The organism is Paenibacillus sp. FSL M7-1455, assembly GCF_038004655.1.
Classification (GTDB): Bacteria; Bacillota; Bacilli; order Paenibacillales; family Paenibacillaceae; genus Paenibacillus_AQ; species Paenibacillus_AQ cookii.
Window position 1 is genome coordinate 5947691 of sequence record NZ_JBBORO010000001.1, and the last position, 24859, is coordinate 5972549.

Consider the following 24859-nt stretch of genomic DNA (forward strand, 5'->3'; position numbering starts at 1 on the left):
AAGCGATAAATTAAAGGGACCGGATTCACCCGGTCCCTCGTGTCTATGAATACCTATTTTATGCTTTTTTCTTTCTTAATAGGAACCACCCTGCAAGCAGCATGATGAATCCGGCCAGGAAATAGTTATACATGTTTGTGGCCGTATCTGGCAGTTTGTTGCCTGCCTCCTCGTTGTCACTAGCATCAGCGTTCTCCGGGTCGCCAGGAGTGCCGGATTGTCCGGATCCATCAGGCCCAGGGGCCGGATGGGCAGGATTCGTTTCCTTTTCGTCCGGGTTGTTTGGATTCTCGGAGGAAGAATCCGTGTCTCCCGGCAGGCCCGGATGACTAGAATTCCCGGAAGAAGGTCCGGCATCCTCTGGTTCACCGCCGGGATTGTTCTCGTTTCCGGACGGTGATCCTGGATCTGCTTCTCCCGGTACGCCAGGATAACTGCCGCTTTCACCGCCAATGGCAATGTCCTCAAATGGGCGATCGGTACGGATCAAATTGCCTCCGGTTACTTCAGCCGTGTTGCGGATCGTCAGGCCGGATTGCCCAGCCACTACTTTAGCCTGGAATACGATCGTGTGCCAGTTCGTATCCGTAATGTTTCCAAACTGTCCGTTGACCGTACCGTCGACGTATGCGCCTTTATCGTTATCGATGGCATCCGTCACCGATTTGCCGTCCACGCTCAAGCTGCCTGTCACATATTCCAGTTCTTTCGGCAGTTTGTCGGCAATGGCGAGGTTCGTAACCGTAGTACCCGGCACAGTGTTGCGCGACCGGATCGTATACTCGATCGTATCCCCGATTTCAATGCTGCTGCCGTTCAAATCCATTGCAATCTTCTCGGATTCAATGACAGGGGATGGCGGCGTACCGTTGTCGGTTCCGCTATTGCCGTCGCCCGGCGTGGGATTGACAGGGTCAGGTCCAGGGTTACCGGGGTTGCCGGGGCCAGGTCCAGTGCCGCCTGGAAGCTCTCTCGTATTGACGAACTTGGCTTCGGCAATTTCCCTCGCCACGATAACACCGGTATGAGTCCGATCCTCCGGATTCGTAGTGTAGCCGTCGGCTGTATAATTCGCTTCGGTCACAGTGTACGCGATATCCGGCGGCAGCCCCTCCACCGTAATGGCCTCGCCGTGTTTCAGAAGAATGGTATCTCCACTCTTTATCTTGCCCGTTGTCTTGTCAGATTTCGTATAGGAATATTCATCGCCTTCACCATCGCCTTCAAATGTTAACGTGAAGGCAAACTCCTTCTCCTTGTCACCACCGTTGCCTGCCACCGCATTGCCGACCAGCAGACCGCCGACCCGTATCCGTGTATTGACGAACTCGGCTTTGTGGTCGCCATTCCAGACGATGGTGCCGGTATGCACTCTATTCGCCGGGTCGGTGGTGTAGCCGTCTCCAGTGCAATCAGCCTCGGCGACGGTGTAAACCAGATCCTTGGGCAGTATCGGAATAACAGCCGTTTGTCCATGTTTCAATTGAATGGTGCCGCCGCTTTTGATCGTTCCGGTAGTGCCATCCGATTTAGTATAAGGATACTCGCCATCCTTGCCTTCTCCGTCGAAGGTAACGGTAAACGCGAATTCCTTATCCTGCTCCCCGTCTTTACCCGCCACGGTCTGCCCGATCGTCAGCTTGCCGGAAGCAGGGGTCGGCACGACCAGCGGTTTAGTTGCAGTCACGAGCTCGCCGTCCGCAAAGGTAGGGCTGTCTTTCACATCGGCAACACGCACCGGATAAACCGTTGTGGTAGGCAGATAAGTATTCTCATCGATATAAGTCTGCTTCAACTGGTAGAGCCCCGGCGTAGGGATCAACAGCATAAGTTTGCCGTTTGCGTCTGTGAATCCTTCGATGGTTTTGCCGTTTTGGTCTTTCGCCGGTGTTTTGCCATCGGCTTCATACAGCGTAAATTTGACGCCTGGCAGCTCCTTGTTTGCAGGGTCTACCTTTTGGATATACAACACGCCATTGGACCCAGCGCCGCCGCTTACGTCATTGACGTCCAACGTGCTTTCGCTGCTTGCTTCGATAGGCGGCAGGCTGTCATCGCCTAAAAGCTCGATTTTGTTGCCGACTTTTCCAGGAGACATACCGCTCGACTCGGTCTGATAGACGAACTGGTAGTACCGGTTCGGGTCCTTCATCTTGAAGATCAGCTTTGTCGGGTTGCCTGCGGATTTCTGCATCTCCACCGTGACCTCAGGATCAGGACCGGTTAAATCGAGCGCCGCGCCATCTCTTTCGAGAGCTCCGCTCGCGGTCATCGTGGCACGGTAGACCGCCATATCGGGAGATGTCAGCGAGAGCTTGCCGTTCTCATCCTCGCGCAGCTTCAATCCTGTTCCAAGAGTGTCCTGCAAATAGACGCCATCCGTCATTGCGAAGGACGGAGCGTAATTCACCGTCCATTCCTGAATGCCAGGGGCCGGCTTGGTTACCGACTTGGTCAGCGAACCGAGCGGAACAATCACCTTGCGTTCCTCAGTGGTCACTTTTTCAACGCCGCCCCACTTGATCTTCAGCTCGGCTTTATTATAACCCTGAAACCTCGCTTCGCCTGTCGCGAGGTAGGCGTCTAACGCCTCAGCCGTTGGTCTTGCCTTCAGCAAAATGACATAAGGGCTTTCCAGCTTGCCGAAGGTGAAGGTACCTACGTTGCCGCTATGGGAGAAGCTGACCACATGGGCATCAGAGTCTGGCGGAATGACCTTCTCAGCCCTAATTTGAGTACCGTACTGCGTGTCTGAATTATTGCTCGAATAGCCTTGATAAAGCTCATAGAACTTTCCACTCTCATCATAAGGGGCAAATTCCCAGCCCTCAGGTAAGGTGTCCACCAGCTTAATGTCGCTGGCCACCCGGTTACCACCGTACTTAGCCATCGCTACAGTGTCTAAGCCTTTATGATTGACCGCGAGACGGAAAGTCGCAGTTTTCGTCACCCGGTCGTAGCCCGCGATCGTCCATGCCTCGTTGCTGTCGTTTGTGATGTAGCTGTTAACATCGTTAGGCTTAACTTTTTCAGGCGTACCGTCTGCCTTCAAGGGCTTGGATGCGAAGAGCATTCCCTTGTCAAGCATATTCCCGTGACGATTCACATAACTTTGTGCACTTATATTCGCATTTTTATCGCCTTCGAACAAATATGCGCGGTTATACCTAGGGGCTGCGTAGCCTGTTTTGGAATACTGCCCTGCGAATTGCTCCGGATCCGTCATTAGTGTACGGAAATTAAAGGTCGCCTGCTTGTCTGTGTAACCGCTGACCTTCAATAGATCCGCCACCTGCACGCCGTCCTGATACAAGGGAATTACTTCCCCTTTTAAACCATCGCCGGTAGTAAATGAATCCTCAAGATACTGCTGCCCGATCAAATCTATATTTCCCCTAACTCCATTTGCAAGTGCCGTCAAAACCGCTGGAGCAACCTTGCCCTTCGAATCCAGCTTGCTGGGATCGATGAAGTTCGGGGTTCTGCTGTACACCAGCAGGTCATACACCACTGCGCCGGAGTCGCTATACTGCGGTGTCATAGTCACTGTCCATGTGGTGGCCCCGATCTTAAGATCGTCAGCGGTCAATGTGCCGCTTTTGGCCAAGCCATGCGCGCCAACGGTGACCGTCGCGAAAGCACTCACGGTTTTGGGGTTATCCCCCTCAGTCGCATCGTTGTCCTGCAGGCCGCTTGGCGGATTTTCCAGCGACCAGTTGGCGCGAGCCTTATTGGTGAAGCTGCTGCCGCTGTTTACTTTGGACTCGATGACCAGCCGGACAGGGCTGTTTTCACCGCCAGGAATAGAATAGGTATCATTGTTTGCGCCAGTCGGGGTGATCGGCGTTGTCGTAACGGACCAATTATTCGTATTAGTATCCCACAGTTGATAAGCTGCCGATTCGAAGCTCAGCCCGGCCGGCAGGGCGTCAGTGATAGTGAAGTTCTTTAGCCCCTGCTTGTTGTAACCTTTGTTCACATCGATGGTCCATGTTACAAAGGTGTCCTCCCCCCGCTTGCTCACTGCACCAGATTGCTGAATCCAGTCCGGATAGATGTTGACGCGATACGAGGACGCCTTGATCAACTCATTCCCGGTCTCATCCTTCAACTGAGCGATAGTGTCCATCTTCTGGCCGCCATCGTTTCCAGGGACTGGCTGGTACTCATAATAGTACAAGTTTTTGGGAATCCATGTTTTGAAGGTAATGGTTGCCTTATTGCCGGCGCTCGCCGGGAAGGTGTAAGACAGCGCACCGTTTTCGTAGACCGGCATTGCAGGCTGCCCGTCGACCGCGAACGAGCCATCCACATAGACGCCGGCAGCGTTGTGGCTAGCGCCCTTGCTAATATCGTCATAAAACGTCGTTCCGGTCAGCGGCAGCGGTATGGTGTTGTCAATCTGGTCAAATGCTTCGACATCCACCTTCCACGTGATTGTCCCCTCTACAAACGAGTTTTTACCTAGGTTAACGTAGGAATACTGACTCGGCTTAACGCTGTCCAGAGGGTTTATCGCGATTTTATACGCGGGCGTCAGCGGCGGGTTGTCGATGATGTAGTTCTTGCCGAATATTTCTGTTTGTCTATCCTCCCCGTCGCCTAGATCCGACAAATCCGCTTTTGCGGAGAATGTAAGACTGATGACGACCTTCCTTTTGTTACCGTTAAAAAACACATCATCGCCATCAAAGGTAATGGTGAGGGAGGTCTCGCTAAAAGTAGCCGTTGCGATTTTCTGGCCCCCCACCGTGATCGACTTGCTGCCTGCTGCCGCCAGGTCCACCATCGGGAAATAGGTTTCTTTATCAAAAATCACCTTGTCGTTCTTCTGGATAATTGATTCAGAAGGGGCACTTTGATTATCGCCAAACACCGGCACCTTGATGTTGCTCAGATTCAGGGTGAACGGCTGTCTGCCGTGAATGACGCCCGTACCATCATCCCGTACAGGTTTTCCGTCCTGTGTGACTTCCAGCGGAAAAGGCGTATTCGCCCCCACGAGCACCGCCGTTTTGTCCGCCGGTTCTGCCGCCATTGCTTCGGAATGGACCGCGTGCTCCCCCTCAGGTACCAACGACGGTTCGCCCGGCGTAGCCTCTTCCTCAGGCAACGAAGGTGGTTCGTTCGGCGTAACCACATCCTCAGGCAACGGTGACGGTTCATCCGGCGTAACCACGTCCTTAGGCAACGGCGACGGTTCATCCGGCGTAACCACGTCCTTAGGCAACGGCGACGGTTCATCCGCGCTTACGCTCGCCTCCGCCTTCCCGTAACCGTCCTGCGCACTCTCCGCGTAAACGGCAGTAGAAAACGTTAAGGTCTGAAAGACTAGCAAAAAGGTTAGGTAGATAGATAGAATAGTTTTACCAACACTGCGTTTTCGTTTCAATACAAAAATCTCCTCCGTTCCGAAGTTAAATTTCCCGAAATTTGTGGCGACCGCAAGACCATCTACCCGACACAACGCTCAAGCAAATCATCGAATGCGATTTGGTTGATCCCAGTGGCCCGGATTTTTGCGAGTTCAAGATAAAAGAATAAGTGCCGTGGGCGTTCAGGCGGATGACAATATGTAGTAAATTCCCCCTCTCATTCGAACATCTTCACCACGTATGAACTGAAAATGACAGATAACGCCAAGTTTACACAGCGTATTTCACCATTATATTACCGGGACCTATACCAAACCTATACAAAGCCCTCGCAGCACCCGGCAATGAGCCTCGATTCGGGAACACGCCTATTGTCCATGTAAAATAGCAAAGGAGAACGCGTAATCGCCGTTCTCCTGTAAGTATCGTAAACTCGCTTGTAAACTCGCTTCTTGAAAATGATCTAACGTGGCGGCAAGATGCGCAATTTACTAATTATACTGCCATTGTTCGTTGTGATCTTTCACATTCAACCCAAAGAAAGCTAAACAAGCCGGCATCGGTAAAGTTCCGGTGCCGGCTTGCAATTTAAAGGCTTTTCATTGTTTTCTGAAATGAGGCTCGATGCTTCCGTATGACCATGCCAAGCAGTCACCGTTCATTCGTCCCGTCTCCACAATATAGGAAAAGTCCCATCCGGAAAACGGCTGAGTCGCTTGCTTGATCCAATATTCAAATGGCTTGTCTTCTCTTCTCATTTAAAAGTCTCCAATATCGTGATCTGCAAATCAAATATGACTCCATTTACAGATGCATCCGGAGGGCAGCGCGCATAAGGAGATAAGATTTAGTATTCGTGCTCGATCGCATACAAGTGCTCCTCTCGATTGATGCAATCACCTTTTTGCCACCCTTAGAACAGGCTAACATATGCTGATAATCTGATGGTATCACATCAAGGAAGCATATTCATCATCACTAAGTTTGATTATGGATTTTGGAAATGCCTAAGGTACCTTTGCTGGCGTATCTTTCGTACATCAAAAGCGCTCAAGGTTCACAAATTTCGCCCTGCTCCCGGAACGGATCTCCGCGTTATCCACAACGGATTCGCTTTCGTTTTACTCCTCGTCTCCCAACGCAAAGTCAACGGCGGCCTCGGCATGAATTCGTGTCGTATCATAAATCGGAATATTACAGTCTTCCTGTGAGACGAGCAGCGTGATTTCCGTGCATCCGAGAATAACGGCTTCCGCTCCCTTACGGATAAGACCGTCAATGATGTCTAGATATTTTTTCTTTGATTGTTCATTTATAATTCCAAGACAAAGCTCATGATAAATGATATCGTGAATGACCACGCGATCGGCCTCATCCGGAACAACAACCTCCAGTCCAAACGGATTGATAAGTCTGCTCTTGTAAAATTCCTGCTCCATCGTAAAAGCAGTCCCTAACAATCCCACCTTTTTTATTTGATCGTTAACAATTTTACTTGCTGTTGCATCTGCAATATGAAGAAAAGGTATCGATACCGAGTTCATCACTTCGGGCACCATCTTGTGCATCGTATTCGTGCATATGACGATGACGTCGGCTCCGCCTGCCTCAAGTTTTTGAGCCGATTCAATCATGATTTTCGCTGCCTCCGTCCATTTCCCTTGATGCTGCAAATCCTTGATTTCTTGAAAATCCACGGAATACATCAGGCTTTTTGCCGAGTGGTGCCCACCCTTTCTTTCTTTTACCCGCTCATTGATGATTTGGTAATAGAGCATGGACGATTCCCAGCTCATGCCGCCTATAAGTCCTATTGTTTTCATGCCTACTCAACCCCCTTCTTTTTAGTCTTATTTTGGCATAAGTGTCTCGGGTTTGCATTATGATGGATCAAATCTTGCCCTTGCTCGATACGATTCAGTTTAACTGGACGATCGGCGAAAAAATGCCCAACTTTAGAATAGAATCAGCCTTTTACTAACTTTAATGCACGAATAAGCCCCTGCTTGCAATCTGCTTTGACAAATAAAGCGAGAGAGTGGTAGATTCTATCTATACTAATTTCCTTAATATGGTGGGCTTATGAGAAGAAAATTACAAATTTATATATCGGCTACTTACTACGATCTTATCGAGGATCGACATGCCGCTGTTGAATCCATACTCCGAGCCGGTCATATCCCTGCTGGAGTCGAGCAATTTTTCAATGAAAGTCCACTGAACATGAGGAAAAGATGGATCGACGATTCCGACGTATATATCCTGATTCTCGGCGGATTCTATGGTTTAACGCTCCCCGATGATGAATCCAAAAGCTATACGCAATGGGAATATGAATATGCCGGAGAAACGGGAAAACCTAGATTTGCTTTTGTTCTCACAGATGAGAGATTAAGACAACTGCCATACGATTTCACAGAAATTGAACACTATCAGGAGTTTCAAGCGTTTAAGCAAACGGTCATGGAAGAAGTCCCGATCTATTATGTTGATGATGTACGGCACATTAAAATGGTACTTCGTGATCAATTGCCGAAGTATGCAGCAAGAGACGATTTGTATGGCTGGGTTTCCGGCAAGGATATCCCGGACGTTCAAAAGCTGCTGGAAGAGAATGCAAGATTAAAGGCGGAGTTGGAGAAAAAGAAATGATCGAGGGGCTGGCCGAACCAGTCCCTTCTTAAAATTGAGTGTTTTGCATAATTCCGTTTCAGAGAAGAAGCGATAGCATATTCACTGTCGTTAAGGGGTAATTTTCGAAAATGGTATTATATGGATGAAGAAAAGGGCAGACTTGCAGAATTTTAGAACAGCTCGTTTTTTAAGCGGCAGCCCGTTTTGAATGATGAGAAACGGCGAGCGCAGATGCAAGCAGAACAATGGCATTCAAATACTGGTGAGTTGTGACTTTCTGAATGCCCCGGACATGTGCGGCGTCTGCCGTCAAATAGGTTTTCAATCGGGAGTTGCAGCGTTCTACGCTGGTTCGTTCATTGTAAAGTTCCTTCCAACGCTTTGTATCCCGATGAGGGATGCTGTATCGCCGGAGATCATCCTTCGCATTTACTTTGACGACCATTCCATAGTTTGAAGACGAGCAGGCAGCCATGCCAAGCGGACAGTCGACTTTACCCGTGGCATGCGGGCAGCGAAATTTATGCATATCGCCGTCAACTCCCCAGTATGTCATCGCATAACCCATGGAACAGCACGGTGTTCCGTTCGAGGTCATGCCAGCAGGCGGTTCCTTCTCCCCCCGAAGATTAAGGGGAATGATGGCTTGTGCCTTGACGTTGCGGGCGGCCTCATAAACTTTCATTTGGTCGTAGCCCGCATCGAGTATGAAAAATCGTGTGCTCGTCCTGGACGCTGTTTTCTCGATCAGGCCCGGCGCCATTTCTCCATCATTGACATGCGCCGGCGTTACTTCCAAGGCGATCGGCAATTCACTTTTCGTATCGACCGCCAGATGAATTTTGTAACCAAACCATGTGATTTTATTGCCGAAGGAATCAATTTTTGCGCCCCAGTTCGCATTACCCGTTTGCTCGCTTTTGCGTTTGGGCTGCTTTTTCTCGTAAGCGCGGAGAGCGGCGCTGTCTATGGCGACGTTACTGCCTTCTATGATACCTTCCTGCTGACAGCGTGTGACCAAATCCTCAAAAAGCCGTTTTGCCAAGTCCTTTCTCGTCAGTTCTGAGAAAACTCGGCTTAATGTGGATATGGAAGGAGCTTCTCGATCCAGCGGAAGACCACACTGATAACGAAACCGGAGATCCGTATCCAAACGCTTATGCAACCCTGAAAAGGTACTTATTCCTTCAAGCGGCGCAGCCAAGAGTGCTCGTAGAATACCTTGTCTGCAGTATCCCTCAGCGCCTCGGGGTGAACGGCTTCTCAGTTCCTTGGCATACGGTCTCAGATCGAGAGAGCTGAAGAAGATCGGCAATCTCTCCTTGGGTTGAATTTTTAAAAGTTCTTCGAAGGAAAACAGACATTCTTGGAGAATATACAAAGTGACTTCCTCCATCCTTGAGGTTTTTGGGTTTGGTCACTTGAAAACTTCTCCAAGTTGGGGTGAAGTCCCTTTTTTATGTCCGAAAATCCTTACGGCTCAAGGCCTCAGATTACTGCAAAACGCTCAAAATTAGAAGCCTCATGTCGAATCCCCTAATTTCCGCGAGTCCGCTGCAAGGCCCTTATGGTTTTTTAACTTGGTTAAGCTCAGTTACTTCCATATCCTTTTTACTGAATTCATAGGTTACTGTAACATTCTTGATGATCTCCGTATCCTGATAGGCAAGGGAACCCTCAAACTCCAACGTATCATTGTCCTTCCACTCTATGTTATTTGCGAAACTATAATTTTCATGATCAGAACGGATCCATGTATCTAACCGGTTTTGGGAACCAAATTTGACTCTTGCGGATTCAACTAATTCCGGGCTGACTCTACCTTTTTCAACATTTACAATTTCAATGAATTCACTTTTATTCGAACAGGTGACTACAGCGACCAGCTTCCGATCCGGCGAAGGGATGAGTTCTTTAATGTACATGGATGGTTCTGAAAAACTTAGATACACTTTAAGCACGTTGTCTTTTATTCTCCATAATACATTTTGGCTCCCGTAATCCGAATAATGATTAAACAACGTAAATATCACACTGCCGTCTGCCAATTTATATATATTGGGGTTTTGATAATTTTTCGAAAGAACATCGACCCGAAGGCGGCCGCATCAGCGATTTTTTTATTATCGTTTGCCACAAACGGCTTCAGCTCGTTTAACGCTTTTATTCTTAATTTTGGATCATTAAAGCATTCTACCAGCCTGTTAATGGCAATATACACATGCTCCTCATTATCGCTTTTTAGAGCTCGGAGAAATTTTTCCGCATCATACTCCTCAGCAGGCTCCAACTTCATGTCTTCCGCCGTTAAATATCGAATGTACAGCTCTTGACTTTGATGTTTATAATATTCCGTGGCTAATAAAACCGTGGAGGTAGAACTATACAAAACAAGGCATGCAACCAAGGCGGCAATCCACTTTTTCGAGATTCCTCTTTTTCCTTTCACTGTTTCACAGTTCCCGGCTGCCTCAATTAATTGATCATCAATGGATCCGATCTCCCTAAACAACTCTTCCCTTTTCACAGGTAACCCCCCCTCTTTGTCCAGATAAGCTCTCAGTTTTTTTCTTGTCCTAAATAAAATGGACTTCACTTTACTACTGCTCATATTGAACCTCACGGCCAGGTCCTCGATGGAATCGGAGTACCAATACCTTCGAATAAATATATTTCTTGCACGCACTTCGGTTTTATATAAAAATTGACTAATCAAATTTGCCAGTTCACCCGCTTCATACTCTTTCTCTACAGTACGGGGGGAAGCCAAACATCCCTCCAATTCGGTCAGCATGAATTCAAATTCACGATTACGCTTTTTCGCTGTATTATAACCATGTTTATCAAGCGCGATGTTGCGTGTAAGCCTCCCTAAAAATACAGGGAACTTCCTGGGCAGATGAGGCGGTATTGCGTCCAAGGCTGCCAGGTAGGTATCGTTCTCACACTCTTCAACATCGGAATAATTGAAAAGTATGTTCCTTGCAATTACTCTGCAGTATGCCCCGTATTTATTCTTAGTCTCTATAATGGCACGTTGTGAGCGTTCTAAGAATAAGTGGATTATTTCTTGATCCTCCATCCGGCCTTCTCCTCTTTTCAATCTTAATCCCTTTGATCTATATAGTAGAAAATTCGCAGAACACGTTGCATTTTCAAAATAATAAAAATTGAAACTGTTATCCGATTAAACGTCAACGCATGCCGATTACCAATAGCCGGCTAAAATTGATTCAAAAATTAAAACTGAGTGCGATTCGATCTAATTTGGCTAAGCGCAAGCAAAATGTATAAAGAGCCCCCTTTTCTTAAAATCCCCTGTTTCAGAGTTATCTTGCGTTCTACGCTCGATGTACGCTTGACACATTACGTTTACACATGTAAACTTTAAATATCGTTTACGCGTGTAAACAAAAATCTAGAAGGGTGAATACGATGCACGAGTCTCCACACATTACCGAGGCTGAAAGCGAAGTGATGAAGCTTCTCTGGCAAAAGGAGCCTATGACCGCCAGCGAGATCATTTCCGAATTAACCCAACAAATGCAATGGTCGGATCAAACGATTAAAACCTTCCTGAATAGGCTTCACAAGAAAAAAGCCATTCGATTTGAAAAATCCGGCCGGAATTACCTTTACTATCCGCTCGTTTCGCATGATGAATACTTAAAAGCCGAAAATCGCTCATTCCTGAATAGAGTTTATAAAGGAGCTGTGGGAATGTTGTGCGCGAAATTTCTCGAAGAAGAGTCACTTTCGGAGAAAGATATTGAGGAGCTCCAACAAATCTTGGAGAACAAGAAGAAGTCATGAAGTATCTGGAAACAGCCTTCTCTCTTCTGTTCAACGCTTCAGTGGCATCGACGGTAATCCTATTGTTATTGCTTTTGATCCGGAAGCTGTGCCAAAAGCATCTTAAACCAAGAATTGTTCATATATTGTGGTTTCTTGTGTTGATTAAGCTTCTGGTTCCCATTGCTCCGCAGAGTCCGGTGAGCCTGTTTAATGTGCTGCCGCAAACGTTCCCGATGGAATGGGATTCGGGTCAGAAGAGTAAGCAACCTATTCACCTTAGCGAGAACGGGTCCAACCCGGAAATTCAGTCCAATGATGCGGATGTACAAAAAAAGCTTCCCGAGTTCACCCTGAACCGTGCGGATGAACCCGTTCCTTCCGCCGTGCCGCGTTCTTCTCAAGATCATTCCCCAGTGAACAAGGATAGACAGACTTGGCTATCGATTGGCTCGCTGGTGTGGCTTATAGGGTTTCTAGGCTTGGGAGGATATTACCTGTTTTGCGCGCTCATTTTCAGAAATAGGGTCGGGAACTCCATAAAGATCGAGGATGCTGAAGTACTCACCGCTCTTGAGGCGTGCAAACGGAAGCTGAACATAAAAAAACGGATATACGCCTATGAAACAAGCTATCTTCGCAGCCCTTGTCTTTATGGCTTATGGAAGCCGAGAATTTATTTACCTGAAGATATATGCACGATCGCCGACCCAAGCCAGCTGACGCATATCCTGATGCACGAGCTGGTGCACTACAAACGTAAGGACCTATGGTTCAACTCCCTGTGGGCTCTTTCCGTAGGGATGCATTGGTACAACCCTTTGGTGTGGCTTTCCGTAAGAAAGATGAAGGCCGATCAGGAGGTGGCCTGCGACGCAAAAGTTCTTGAAACACTGGGAGAGCGCGAAGCTTTGCCATATGGCAAGACGTTACTCCTGCTGTCGCGTTCATTTTCCCAACAACCTCCTCCTGGGATCAACCTGTCGCATTTTGGGGACAGCAAATATGAAGCGAAACGGAGGATGATGATGATTACCAAGTTTAAGGAAGGTTCATACAAGCTATCCGCCGCTGCGATTCTTTTGGTTATTGTCTTGGGAGCCATCTTGCTTACCAATGCGTCGGATGCCGGGAAGGATACTAGACTGGATATGGCGGAACCATCCGTAAACCCTGGTTTGAATCTATATCCTGCATACAACGACAGATTCAGATGGTTTCATAGTCTGGATCGGGCTCTCGATTTCCCCAAATATAATTATAAAGTGCCTGACTATCTTCCTGAAGGTTATCATTTGGATGCTATATCATATTATAAGAATGTCACCAACATCAATGATACCGATCCTATTCTCGATGTAGCCTCCGTTACTTTTGTATCTAACTTTGGCCAAAAAAATGAACAGACCATAGAGGTCAAGGCTTCCAAGGGCAAGGGGAATTTGTTGGAGGAAGGTGAATTGCGAGGCGCTCCTTATGCTCAGATTCCCCCAAATCCGAACAAGCCGCTTGAATACCGACAGGAAGCTGTGACGATCGGCAATGTCAAAGGCACTTTATTCACGGAAATGAGACGCGACAAGAAAAAGCCGGAAACCGGCAAAAGCTTCTACTGGCAGGATGACAACGTATGGTACGCAATCGATTATTATAGCGGGTATATGTCGCAGGAAGACCTCACAAAAATGGTGCAATCTTTTGTTAAACCGAAGGAAGTACAGCATGTCCGCTACGACGGAGCCGGAAACTCATTTCCCTTGTATGATGAGAGGGATTTGCTTGCGGCGAAGAATATTCTCGGCTTTCAGGTGAAAATCCCTCAGGAATTGCCCGGACTTAACCTGAACGGTTCGGTACTGCTTAGAGCCGGCGACCAGAATACCAGGTACGGGTTCAGACAAACGACGGACGCTCTATGGACGACCTATCGCGGATCTGACGATTCCTCAACCAATGTCTCGCTATATCAGAGCAAAGAGCCGCTTTTCGATGCGTCCCAACTCTCGCTCACCCGGACACTGAAGATGGACGGCATTGCAATTTCGGCTTATGAAGATAAAAATCATGTCTACTTATCATCCGACGAAAACATAAAACTTCCTTATTACGTATGGAAGCAGAACGATATTTATTATACTGCCGTTTTCTGGGGCATGGACAAACTCCCGGAAGACAGCCTGAAGGCTATGATTTCGGCTCCTGTGCAATAGGCTCGAGGAGTGCTTTAGGAAATGGCTTCAATAAGCAAGCCCCTCTCGATCGTGATTCGAGAGGGGCTTGCTTGTCATCCTTTTACAGCATAGTTTACCTTCACTTGTGATATGACTCAGCGAGCTGAATAGATCGAGGGGTGAGCACTGGGCCGCCATAGATGTCCAGCCAAGCAGTGATAGGCGTCTCGTACTACAGTGAAGCGAGTACGCGTTTGATGATCGCCTTTACGAACTGCTCGTCGATCGGTTCGCGCGAGAACCAGCGGCGGTAGAAGAGCGGCCCCATCAGGGCTGCGACAATCGTTGACACATCGGTGTGTGCGGCCAGCTCGCCCCTCTCTATCGCGTGCTGCAGGGCCTCTCGCAGGGGCGCCGCGTGTCCCCGCTGAATCCGACTGTGGATTTCCGCGAACTCCGGATTGCGCTCGGCGGTGTCGACGATTGAGGGCAGGACGAAGGACCAATTCGCCGTGGGCAGCAGATGCGCAATTTCCATCAGGATTGCCGTGACATCACCTTCGAGTGAGCCGGTATCGGGAGTTTCCTGCTCGGCAATCATTCGTGAACAGGCGTCGATCACCAGAGCTTCCCGCGTCGGCCAGTGGCGGTAGATGGTCGTCTTCGCGACCCCGGAACGACGCGCCACCTCGTCGACGGTGAAGCCACCCACACCGCCTTCGCTGAGCAGTTCAAACGCAGTGGTCAAAACGTTATGTCGTGAACGCTCGACGCGACTATTCATCTTGGCCGACGGCACACGTTCGGATTTCTTTGACGTATTCACCATCTTCCCTCCAACATCAACATATTTAAACTAAGGTTCATTACTTTAAAACAAAGGTCCTTCACATTATACCATGAGGGCATCCCAGGCGCCGGATTCACGACCGCGCCAAGCTTTGTCATGCGGTCACTTGTACTTTCCAGGTGAATATGATACGATACGGTATCGTAGCGTATATCCCATATTGAAAGGTTGTTATCTCATGAATTTCGCTTCTGTACGCATCATTACCGACGATCTGGATCGACTCGTCATGTTCTATGAAAAGGTCACAGGCGTTTCGGCGAAGCGTCCCGCGCCTGTCTTCGCTGAGTTCGTTCTGCCATCGTGTACCCTGGCGATCGGCCACTCCCAGACGGTGCAACTGTTTGGCGCTGGTTCCGTGCGCCCGGCTGACAACCACACCGTCATCATCGAATTTCGCGTCCACGACGTCGATGCCGAATACACGCGCTTGAAGCCGCTTGTCGACGAGTGGGTACAGGAACCGACCACGATGCCATGGGGGAACCGCTCTGCATTGTTTCGCGACCCCGACGGCAACCTCGTCAACCTCTTCGCGCCGGTGACCGAGGAAGCAATCAAACGGTTCGAAGGCAGGCGTTGACGGATCGTTGAAGTGATGGACGATTGAGCCTGACTCCTTCAAGCGTCTCTCGCTTTTTTGCTTGCAGTCCTGCTGCCTGACTCTATCATTGAACCGGAGCCACCTACCGCCCCCAAGCGGTTGAGGCACTGTTACAGCGGTTGAATGAGATCAGCGAGACGATAAGAATCGTTGCGGGTCATGATATAATGGAGCAATCAACGAGCAGGAAGGAGCATGATTTCATGGAAGCAACCGCACAGGACGTCGCGGAATGGATGGTCAAGGAAATCAGGTTCACGGGGACGCTGCACCAGGCCGATGCAATTGAATATGCGAAGACCCATTTCGGCGAACAATTCGTATTCATCAATGAGAATGGAAATGCGTCGTTATCCAAAGAGGTGAAGAAGGCTTTCCGCAAGCTCCATGGCGGCAGAATTGCTTGGGACCGCGACCGGTTCCTGTGGGCCTGGACCTGATCGTCCGTTGCGTATCCTCCGTCATTAATCAGAATGAATGTAAGCATGAAAAAACACATCCTAAACTGGGATGTAGCAATCTCCTTGATAAACCTTTCCATGAATTAAAGGACGAATTGAGGTTTACCAATAGAAGAAAGCTTATTCACCAAATGGGATGTGTTTTTCTGACGTAATATAAGGTTTGAATAAGTTCTACATTATGAAGCTTTTGCTGCCACTGCTTTTTGAATTAAAGCTTTTGCATCGTCAGTAGACAAAGTTTGTTTAGGTTGAAGCAATTTCTTCTCCGCTGCACTTAGAATACCTTTATCAATCAGTTTTGCCATAGATTTAACCGCATAGGCAGAAACGGTTTTGCCATCTTCAAAACCTGCAAGGATCGCAGCAGCGTCTTTATCAGAAACCGGATTGTTCAACAATCTAGCAAGAATGGTAGCCGCTTCTTCACGAGTGATATCCCGATCCGGATTGAAGTTGCCGCCGTAGCCTTGAATAAATCCGGCATGAGCAGCTTCAGCAATAGCATCTGCATAGGCAGCGTTAACAGCAACGTCCTTAAATGCAGGTGCTGTGGCTACTTCGTTTAGTTTCAACATGTCTACCAGCGCACGTACAAATTCAGCACGGGAAATAGCTTCTGTGGTTACTGGTGTTTCCGGTTGTTCGGTAGATGCAGCCAGGTTCGTGATACGTCCTTCTTTTTTAGCCTCAATCTTACCGCCTTTAAACGTATCCACGATGTACTGATAGAATACATCCAGATCGATCGGACCTGCTAAGGATGATTTAGCATCCACCAGCACTTTGTAGTTATCTCCGCCTGCTGCCATAAAGTTGTTAACTACAGCCGTATACGTTTTTTGAGGATCAATCGGTGTACCATCTTCAAGAGTCAGACTAGTCACACGTTCTGCGACCGGCTTATTGAAATCTGCTGTATACTTCAAGCCAGAGACTTGCAGTGTTTTGGTGTTTGGTGTACCGTCCGCGTTTGTACCCCATTGTTGCTGCAACAAGGTTTGAATTTGTTTACCGGTCAGCTCCAGTTTCACTAAAGTATTGCCAAAAGGTTGGATTTTAGCAAGATCAGCAAAGGTTACATCGCCTTGCGGCAGATCCGCACGAATCCCGCCTGGATTCATAAATGCAAAGTCAGCAGCGCTTGCTTTATCACCAAAGTCTGCTTGACGCATTGCATCTGCAATGAGGTTTCCAAGAGGCGCTTCGTTATTATAAGCATCTGTACGAGTCACAGAACCATCTGTTGTACCTACCGGCTTCGTCAGCTCGGGATGCTTATCTAATGATTTTTTAATAATAGCTAAAGATTCAGGGTCTGCTTTGACGCCGTCTTGATAAGTCGTTGTAACTGTAGCTGATTTTTCCGTTACATCCCCCGTCGCAGGGTCAATCATCAACTTAATATCTTCAAATGCCGTACCATAAGAATAAGCCTGCACGATCAATTTTCCATTCACTTCACCGTTAGCCAAAGCATGATTGTCACCTGCAACGATCACATCGACAGGGGAATCGGCAGGCAAAGCTTTGGCCAAATCAGCCGCTTCTCCAGTGGTTACGCCTTCTTTGGTTGTTGCTGGATCATGCGCCAGGACGATGATCGTTTCTACGCCTTGACCTTGCAATTCTTTTGCATATTTATTAATGGCTGCAACTTCTTCTTCTGCGCTTAAGAAACGCACGCCTGCTGTGCCCGATGGGGATACCTTAGAAGGCGTCGCTTTCGTCACTAATCCGATAAATCCGATTTTGACTCCGCCTACTTCTTTAATCACATATGGCTTGATCAATGGTTTGCCCGTGGAGGTTTCAACGACATTTGCATTGACATAATCAAATTTTGCTCCGGCATGGGTTACCTTGCCTTCTTTTGGATCAAGGCCGCCAAAGATTTGTGCTTTTAATGCAGCGATACCTTGGTCGAATTCATGATTGCCCAAAGAACCTACATCAAAGCCCATCATATTCATCCATTCCATCGTGGGCTCATCACGATCCAGGGATGAAATTGGAGCGGACGCGCCGACAGAGTCTCCATTATGGAAAAGCAGGGAGTTTTTATATTTGGCTTGAGCTTCTTTTAGATATGTTGCTAGAATTGGAGCAGTTCCTGCCTTTTTATCGCCAACCATCGATGTGGTATCTAACTGACCGTGCAGGTCATTGATACCGATCAAGTGGACTTCGACATCGTTGCCTGCTGCCGAGACAGAACCTGCCGCGCCAAACAGTTGGGAAAGCAATAGAGCGGTAGTAGCCACGCGAATGGTGCTTTTACCCAGAACTTTTTTCCATAACATAAGTTAAAAAACCCCTCTCCAAATTCTGTTCTGAAATACTTTAACATAAAACAAGTCATAAAAATCGTAAAGTATTTAAAATCTATGTAAAAAGTTTGGAAGATGGGTGGAGAAAGATACAAAACTATTTTCACCAAATGCAGTGCTTGCCTGAGTTCGATCTTCTCTAAAGGAGGGGGGCCACGCCTAGAAGACACGGGTATAAGACTACGGGAGGGAGTAGAAGGCTTCGATTTTCGCAGCTTGCCCCTTCTAACGGGCAGATTGATCGTAACGGCCTTGCCGTTCAATAGATGGTCAAGGAATTCGGACGTGCACCGAATCCCTTGACTCTTTTTATATACTCTCAACGAGTCCATCGCTTGGGCGAAGCTTATACGCAACAAGTAGCAAGAGAGGGAACAATATATTTTTCTCAAAATAATACTTGATTTACATTTATTGTTTAGTAAATAATAGAATTATATATAATAAATTCTTAAGGAGGAATTAATATGTTTTTGAATTTAAGGAAGGTTTTATCAAGTATCGTTGTTCTATCAATGCTACTACTAAGCAGTCTATCAGTATATGCTGAAGGAACTCAACTGGATTACTCTGAATACGTAAAGGAACTTATTAAAAATTACCAATCTCCGATCAATTCTGCCCCTGTTGATAGTCGTTTTGTAAACGAAATGGTACTAATGCAAGAAGAGAAAAACGGTGTAATCAAGTCTAAAGTTAATCTGGCCCAATCACATGGTGAAGATATGTATTCACTGGATCAGATTTTAAATGCTGATGCTGTAGAATTTGGAATTAGTCAAGAAGACATGGATAGAATCAAAGAATCAATTCGAATGGAGAAAAGCCTGTTCGAAAATGTCTATGCAGCTTTTGAAGATTTAAGTCAAGAAAACCATCCATTGGCAAAGAATATAAAAGAAGAGCTTGAAAAGAAATATCCAGCCTCAATGATTTATGTTGATCATACTCTCGATACCCCGAAAGATGGACAAATTTCTGGAGGAGGATGGCCGAACTGTCTGGATGACAATGGATGGGGATACCAGAACTTTATTGGATCAGATTGTTCTCTTGCACTTGCCTTAGCAAAACTTTGTGCTATGGATAGCACTATTGGTGGCGACCTTAGATACTGTAAACCTAATGTTCGAAATTGCTCCCCTTTGATTTTTCATGATAAGTACTGGCATACGCACTAAATGATTTACATATAATAAAATTCCATGCCTAAGAAGCTGATATTCGCTATACTACCTATTAAGTGCAACCTTAGGCCATGATTATTAAACTATTAGACAGGGGGCCTCTGGAGGGCATGAGTACTCGCAAAAAACCGCAAAACTTAAGGACTTTGCATTGCTGCTAACCAGTTTATCATGTGCGCCACTCCATAAAATCGCAGCATATTTACCATGTCGAATAACAAGGAATCGAAGCTGCTGTGAGAAAAGTTTTCCGGCAGCTTCTGATATGTATTGGTCGGTTGCCTTTTTTATGATGTTGATTATGTTAATCACTTCAAAAATTCAAGATATTTTTGTTTTTCTCAAATTTTTAGCGAATAATTAACTGGAGTAGATAATAAAAATGAGTAAATTAATTTTTAAATCACAATTTATAGTACTTTATTTTTTTGTGTTATTAGTTGGGTGTTCTCGCATTTCAGAAATGGACCATGCAGAAATGAATCATACAGAGATGAATCATGCAGAGATGAATCATGCAGAAATGAATCATACTGTGATGAATCATACAGAGATGAATCACATGGGATCGGATAGACCCCTGCCTGTCACAAATAATATGGCAGAAGTTCGACAGAGAGAAATATCAGATAGTATTAATTATTGGCATAAAAAGAACATTAAGGGCTCAAATGTAAAAATAGCCATTATGGATACTGGTATTGATTTTAATAACAAGGACTTGGTTTATGTTAAAGGTATTAATTTTGTCGGAGAGAATAAAGAAGATTATAAGGATGATCAGGGACATGGAACTAAAATAGCAGGTATTATTGGAGCAAGGGAAAATAGCTTTAATTTGCTAGGAATTGCTCCAAAATCACAATTATATATTGCAAAGGTTGCTGATCATAATGGGAATGTACTATTTGAAGATCTCATTAAAGGGATAGACTGGGCAATAGAACAAAGTGTGGATATTATTAATATCAGTTTGGAATTTCCTGTTGAAAATGAAGAACTGCATAATGCAATCAAAAAGGCAGCTAATGAAGGAATTATTATATTGGCTTCCTCTGGAAATATTAACTATGAAGGAGATGCCCGCCTAATGTATCCAAGCGGATACCCAGAGGTTATTAGTGTGGGAATGTTGAACGTAGAAGGAAAGTTGTTTTCTAAAGAATTTGGAGAAAAAAAAGTGGATGTATTTGCTCCAGGAGAAGATATTATTTCTACCTATTTCGACAACAAGTTGACACTAGATACTGGGGTATCATATGCCACAGCATATGCAACAGGATACACCGCTCTTTTAATTCAAAATTTTAAGGAAGAAGCACAAGAATATAATAATAAGGTTATAATAGAATCTCTAAAAAAATACCTGGAGATGGATATGTAAAAAAAGGGGCGGAAATAGTGTCTAAAAATAAATTGAACTCCTCCTTATTAATAAGTTTATTGTTTGGTTTATTAATTTTTACATTGTTTACCAGTGGTTGTTCGCAAAATCGAATGGACTTTTATGAGAAAACAGATACTACAGATCTATCTAAAGAAAATATAGGTGGGATCAAGATCGGATCCATCGAAAATGATGTTATGAAAATTTTTGGTAAACCGAATTCTATCCATAGGTCACAAGAACCTGATACTTATTATTTGATTTACGGTAAAAATAAAGAGGTTCAATTCAAAATCGTAAATGGAGTTGTGAGAGAGTATTTTTTTTCGGATAAAAAGCTTGCAACGGAAAAAAATATCTCAATAGGGGACTCCAAGGCAGAGGTTATTGAGAGTTATGGCGAAAACTATTATACGAGAACTGATACAGGAGAAAAAAACAATGTTCTAGGTTATTTTGATAAAGAAAACAATATCGTATTGGAATTTATCTTTGAAAAGAACCTGGTAGTCATATTCTCAACATATAATAGTGCATCAAATAACTAATTGGTAAGCACAAAAAAATATAGGGATTTAAACCAATAAAATACCTATTGCAATAATAAAAAAAGCTGAAAATTCCAGTGCATTTTCTCATTACAAATCAAGGCCGTCCGAGTTATCCGGACGGCCTTGATAACCTTCTGCATCTGAACGCAACCTATGATTTATGCAACAGACTTTACGTGGATGTCATTATTCAGTCACGAAGGTTATGGAACGAAGGAAGTGCGCTGGTAGATATGGTTGGCCGTTCCCGATTCAAGATCGTCTCTCAGCGTCACCGTAGGTCGCCCGATCAGATCAGCTAAAGCGTTACTCGTTTGCGCGAAATCCCCGTTACGGCTGGAACGGAATAAACCCAAGGTGATTGCAATGCGCACTTCCGGAAAACCTTGGGCAGTCAGATACGCCCGATATTCTTCGTCAGTGGCGACTTTCGATAGATAGGCCGACCGACAATATCCGATACCATCACCGCAACCCCTTCCATGTCAATCGCCTCAAAGGCCGTAAGATTCGGAGATGGACCATCCCAGTTCTTCTCGGTTAAGATCATTGCAGTAGCTTGGGCCAAATCCGAGTGCGTTGTCCAGGCAATCGGACCGTCCTCGAGAACAATCAACTCGCCCGTTTTGACGGCGTCGCCTATTAATCCAACCAATGAGGAGGCGTAAAAACCGTTGCGAATAGACGTATGGCGCATACCCGACTCTTTAAGCAAATCCTCTGTCGCTGCATGGTGAACCATAGGCGGAAAATACGACGTCGAAGAAGAACCCATATGACTCGTGTACAGCACCCGGGTGGCACCAGATTTTATCGTTGATGCTGATGAATCTTCTTTAACTCTAATCCCGATTGAATTCCCACTCTGTACTGCTCTTCTTCCGTTAAAGTGGCAGTTCTTCAGATTCTGCTTGTTCAGGTAGGACCCCAATTTCGATGGGTCTAGAGCACTTTATCCAGTCGCGGAACTTGTTCATTTTCATTTGCGGCACCCATCACCAAGCTAAGCCCCCTTTTTCGGGGGCATTTTCTATTACACACATATACTCATGCCCAGTAAGGAATTCCGCAAAAAGCTTGCCCATGTGTGCGATACGGTTCACCTTATAGCCACCCCTCTGGAAGTTCCTGAGCGAAGGGTAAATATCAGTTCAAATGCTCTGCCGAAATCGTTTCACACCCGTTGAATAACGCGAATTTTTGGAAGCAACTGTTCAAGGCTGTTCGCAATTGCGTTGTTTGCTTCACACCGTTTTCGTACCAGATGTTTTTAACATTGAGAGTTCCCGTTTTTCGCTCCGCGACGATCTCGGCTCGTCCAATAAAGCTCTCTCCATATAATAGAGGCAGCACATAATAGCCGAATTTTCGTTTGATTGCAGGCGTGTAAATCTCCCAGGTGTAATCGAAGCCAAACAATTCGTTGATAAGTTTTCTGTCCCATATCAAATTGTCCAGCGGGGCAATCAGCTCGCAGCGAAATTCCGGCTCCGGATTTTGCAGGACGGCTTCAATAAGCGGCAAGTCCTCCGCCCGGCAGTACAGCGTATCCTTCATTTGTTCCACGGCAACAGCAACTATACGAGCTTCGTGTAATAGCTGACGAAAAACCTCGTTGCGCTGAGCTGCTTTTAACCCCCATATATTCAGCCATGCATCTGACGCACGATTCCATAAGAGGCCAACGGAGCCGATTCGACGCAGTACCCGCCACTTATGATGTTCAAGCTCATCCTCCAGCGGCTCTGATGCATTCAGCAGGTTTGGTTGTATGTACTTCTTGGCTATATCGTAGTATTTACGCGTTCCTTTTTTATGATGGATAATCAACTCACCCGTCGAATACATCTGTTCCAGCACCGATCGGGATGAATTGTTTCCGCCGCTCCAGTGGATGGCCGATCGCCATGAGAAATCTCCATCCAATTTTAAATCATCCGAACTTACTGCACCGTGATTTTGGATATGAGTCCGTACTTGCGCTGTCAGCGCTTCCATTTCGGGATAACGTTCGGCATGTTGCCTGGCGGCTTGCCTGTATCGCTCAAAATACGGCCAGTCCTCGACAGGGATAATAGCCAGGTTCTTGTCAGGATAATCGACAAGGCTTCTATCCTCATACAGCAACTCGGCGAGCATTCCCTTGGTAAATCCCTTGATTCGCGACTGCAGCACCAATTCGGCGTTTTTCCCGCAAACATCGATGGGGTCGTATTGAATGCAGCTGACCTGCCGAACGAAGTCCAGAACGCCCTGCTTCCCACTAAATTTATATTCGCCCAAGAGTCCATGCTTCAACAACAGAAATTGCCGTGCCTGGCGGTTTGTTAATTGGATCATGTTCTCACCTACCTCCAGTTTAGTATAGTATAAAAACGAAAAAACCAACCGATCAGCCTTCTTTGGTTGGACCCATCACCGGCGGTACGGGTAAGCCTGCTTGACGTAATAGCACCATCATTGGGCTGCCTCTTCCTTGACCGCCTCTACTGTTTTTGTAAGCTGCTGCAATTTCTCCTGCTGTCGCTGAAACAGGTTCATCTTGACCCATATCATACAAAGTATTTGCTCAAAAGAAAAGGAAAAATGCAAACATTAGTTCCTGCTCCAGAGATTCGTATACGATGGACATTCAGGTTCCTGCCTTTAAATACTCGGTTCAGAGGCTATATTTTCAATCTATGAGTAAACATGAAAATTTGGTAGACTTTTCATATGGGATTATCTACCTGATATCAAAGACTGTGTGCCTAGCGCATTCGCTTCGTATTTCCGCCTGATCATGAAGAAGAATTTACGGATCATATCATTTAGGCGATAGGCTATTTATCGGCAATACCAGACGCCATCATTTTTGATGAAAACCAACAAACGACCATTGGCTAAAATTCCTTAATCCATTCGAACAGAACAGGGGCGATCGCTTTGCAGCTCTCAAATTCCACTTATTCCGCAATTAGGGCTCTATGTAAACAAGGCGATGACTTCGTGAAGACAGGGGATCTTGATGCCGCCAAGCAAAATTATATTGCCGCCCTCCGTTTATTGCCTGAAAATCATCAAGAATGGGAGGCCGCTACCTGGATATATGCAGCTATTGGGGACGTCCATTATCGTGTAAAGAATTACGACAAGGCCTTCAAGTGCTTTTTTAACGCCGTGCAATGTCCGAAGGGGTTGGGTAATCCGTATATTCATCTTCGGCTGGGGCAGTTATATTATGAACAGGAAAACTTTGAAAAAGCCGCTGACGAGTTAACCCGGGCTTACATGGGAGCCGGTATTGAGATTTTTATGGAAGACGACCCAAAGTATCTTGAGTTTTTGGAGACAAAGATAGAGATTTGAAATTTCAGGCTACGCAAGAGCTGATTGCGATAACATTATTTTCGAATTGAACGAAGGACGTGCACGAACAAACATCCTATTTGCCGTCTGGTGCAGGCCTACTGCAGAAAAGTTCCGCTAAATTTCTGTTTATACATGAGCAAGAATTAGATTAATAGCGAAGTTGGAG

General features: G+C 46.2%; 18 protein-coding genes and 1 pseudogene. 9 read left to right on the forward strand and 10 right to left on the reverse strand.

Going from position 1 to position 24859, the window contains the following annotated elements; genetic code table 11:
* Positions 1-58 precede the first annotated feature (58 nt).
* From NYE48_RS27090 to NYE48_RS27100, 3 genes and pseudogenes are all read right to left on the reverse strand, one after another.
* The gene (locus tag NYE48_RS27090) at positions 59-5392 is read right to left on the reverse strand and encodes a DUF7601 domain-containing protein (RefSeq protein ID WP_341000521.1); all 5334 of its coding nucleotides are present in this window, start codon (positions 5390-5392) and stop codon (positions 59-61) included.
* Positions 5393-6001: 609 nt separating this feature from the next.
* Positions 6002-6133, reverse strand: a pseudogene (locus NYE48_RS27095) (class I SAM-dependent methyltransferase); the annotation flags it as partial.
* A 363-nt stretch (positions 6134-6496) separates the two neighbouring features.
* Positions 6497-7198, reverse strand: coding sequence for an aspartate/glutamate racemase family protein (locus NYE48_RS27100; RefSeq protein ID WP_341000522.1), 702 nt, complete (start codon positions 7196-7198; stop codon positions 6497-6499).
* 259 nt (positions 7199-7457) lie between these two features.
* Between NYE48_RS27100 and NYE48_RS27105 the strand changes: the two genes are divergently transcribed.
* Entirely contained in the window at positions 7458-8027 is a 570-nt protein-coding gene (locus NYE48_RS27105) for a DUF4062 domain-containing protein (protein WP_341000523.1), read from the forward strand.
* A 169-nt stretch (positions 8028-8196) separates the two neighbouring features.
* Here NYE48_RS27105 and NYE48_RS27110 read toward each other — a convergent pair whose 3' ends face one another.
* The 3 genes from NYE48_RS27110 to NYE48_RS27120 all read right to left on the reverse strand — a co-directional run bounded on the left by NYE48_RS27110 (position 8197) and on the right by NYE48_RS27120 (position 11091).
* Complete coding sequence (locus NYE48_RS27110; protein ID WP_016311143.1) at positions 8197-9390, reverse strand: transposase; 1194 nt, start codon at positions 9388-9390, stop codon at positions 8197-8199.
* A 184-nt stretch (positions 9391-9574) separates the two neighbouring features.
* A complete protein-coding gene (locus tag NYE48_RS27115; protein WP_341000524.1) occupies positions 9575-9970 on the reverse strand; it encodes a hypothetical protein in 396 nt (131 codons plus the stop codon).
* A gap of 68 nt (positions 9971-10038) precedes the next feature.
* Complete coding sequence (locus NYE48_RS27120; protein ID WP_341000525.1) at positions 10039-11091, reverse strand: RNA polymerase sigma factor; 1053 nt, start codon at positions 11089-11091, stop codon at positions 10039-10041.
* A gap of 353 nt (positions 11092-11444) precedes the next feature.
* Here NYE48_RS27120 and NYE48_RS27125 point away from each other — a divergent pair, with 353 nt between their 5' ends.
* Positions 11445-11822, forward strand: a complete 378-nt coding sequence (locus NYE48_RS27125; RefSeq protein WP_341000526.1) for a BlaI/MecI/CopY family transcriptional regulator — start codon at positions 11445-11447, stop codon at positions 11820-11822.
* Positions 11819-14011, forward strand: coding sequence for a M56 family metallopeptidase (locus tag NYE48_RS27130; protein WP_341000527.1), 2193 nt, complete (start codon positions 11819-11821; stop codon positions 14009-14011). The genes NYE48_RS27125 and NYE48_RS27130 overlap by 4 nt, the downstream gene beginning before the upstream one ends.
* 193 nt (positions 14012-14204) lie before the next feature.
* Here the strand turns inward: NYE48_RS27130 and NYE48_RS27135 are convergent, their stop codons facing one another.
* Positions 14205-14801: a TetR/AcrR family transcriptional regulator gene (locus tag NYE48_RS27135; protein WP_341000528.1), complete on the reverse strand. Its 597-nt coding sequence runs from the start codon at positions 14799-14801 to the stop codon at positions 14205-14207.
* Positions 14802-15000: 199 nt separating this feature from the next.
* On the opposite strand from NYE48_RS27135, the gene NYE48_RS27140 reads away from it, so the two are divergent.
* Positions 15001-15405: a VOC family protein gene (locus NYE48_RS27140; protein WP_341000529.1), complete on the forward strand. Its 405-nt coding sequence runs from the start codon at positions 15001-15003 to the stop codon at positions 15403-15405.
* Between the two features lie 224 nt (positions 15406-15629).
* Positions 15630-15866, forward strand: coding sequence for a DUF6953 family protein (locus NYE48_RS27145; protein WP_339322762.1), 237 nt, complete (start codon positions 15630-15632; stop codon positions 15864-15866).
* Between the two features lie 200 nt (positions 15867-16066).
* On the opposite strand, the gene NYE48_RS27150 is transcribed toward NYE48_RS27145, so the two are convergent.
* Positions 16067-18190: a bifunctional metallophosphatase/5'-nucleotidase gene (locus NYE48_RS27150; RefSeq protein ID WP_341000530.1), complete on the reverse strand. Its 2124-nt coding sequence runs from the start codon at positions 18188-18190 to the stop codon at positions 16067-16069.
* A 494-nt stretch (positions 18191-18684) separates the two neighbouring features.
* On the opposite strand from NYE48_RS27150, the gene NYE48_RS27155 reads away from it, so the two are divergent.
* The 3 genes from NYE48_RS27155 to NYE48_RS27165 all read left to right on the forward strand — a co-directional run bounded on the left by NYE48_RS27155 (position 18685) and on the right by NYE48_RS27165 (position 21339).
* Positions 18685-19398: a hypothetical protein gene (locus NYE48_RS27155; protein ID WP_341000531.1), complete on the forward strand. Its 714-nt coding sequence runs from the start codon at positions 18685-18687 to the stop codon at positions 19396-19398.
* Positions 19399-19786: 388 nt separating this feature from the next.
* Positions 19787-20788: a S8 family serine peptidase gene (locus NYE48_RS27160; protein ID WP_341000532.1), complete on the forward strand. Its 1002-nt coding sequence runs from the start codon at positions 19787-19789 to the stop codon at positions 20786-20788.
* Between the two features lie 17 nt (positions 20789-20805).
* Positions 20806-21339 carry a hypothetical protein gene (locus NYE48_RS27165; RefSeq protein WP_341000533.1) on the forward strand — a complete coding sequence of 178 codons (534 nt, stop codon included), beginning with the start codon at positions 20806-20808 and terminating at the stop codon, positions 21337-21339.
* A gap of 397 nt (positions 21340-21736) precedes the next feature.
* Here NYE48_RS27165 and NYE48_RS27170 read toward each other — a convergent pair whose 3' ends face one another.
* Together NYE48_RS27170 and NYE48_RS27175 are read right to left on the reverse strand one after the other, a co-directional pair.
* A complete protein-coding gene (locus tag NYE48_RS27170; RefSeq protein WP_341000534.1) occupies positions 21737-22117 on the reverse strand; it encodes a hypothetical protein in 381 nt (126 codons plus the stop codon).
* Between the two features lie 371 nt (positions 22118-22488).
* Entirely contained in the window at positions 22489-23682 is a 1194-nt protein-coding gene (locus NYE48_RS27175; protein ID WP_341000535.1) for a winged helix-turn-helix domain-containing protein, read from the reverse strand.
* Between the two features lie 585 nt (positions 23683-24267).
* Between NYE48_RS27175 and NYE48_RS27180 the strand changes: the two genes are divergently transcribed.
* Positions 24268-24690, forward strand: a complete 423-nt coding sequence (locus NYE48_RS27180) for a tetratricopeptide repeat protein (protein ID WP_341000536.1) — start codon at positions 24268-24270, stop codon at positions 24688-24690.
* The last annotated feature ends 169 nt before the right edge of the window (positions 24691-24859 follow it).